The sequence below is a fragment of the Bacillus hominis genome, assembly GCF_018332515.1.
Lineage (GTDB): Bacteria > Bacillota > Bacilli > Bacillales > Bacillaceae_G > Bacillus_A > Bacillus_A hominis.
This window is the reverse complement of sequence record NZ_BOQD01000673.1, coordinates 1-253: the sequence shown is the minus strand read 5'-3', so window position 1 is coordinate 253 and position 253 is coordinate 1. Positions and strand designations below refer to the sequence as shown.

General features: G+C 41.5%; 1 protein-coding gene. It reads right to left on the bottom strand.

All coding sequences use genetic code 11. The features are described from left to right. A partial coding sequence (locus KI356_RS28620) for a Cro/CI family transcriptional regulator (protein WP_212937085.1) occupies positions 1-151 on the bottom strand: 151 nt, incomplete at its 3' end. Positions 152-253: the final 102 nt, after the last annotated feature.

The window sequence follows — 253 nt, the reverse complement described above, 5'->3', positions numbered from 1 at the left end:
TCAGGGCGCCAGCTGTAACGATTTCCAATCGATAGGCGTCTTTCTCTGGGATAACTTCTTTCCACTGAGAGACTGCTGCATCGCTAATGCCTAGTGCTTTAGCAACAGCACGCTGGGTTCCGAAGTGGTCAATAACATCTTTTTTGTACATAGACTCGCTCCGAAATTAAAGAACACTTAAATTATCCACCAAAGGAATCTTAAGTCAAGTTTATTTAAGATGTCTTAACTATGAATACACAACTGATGGGTG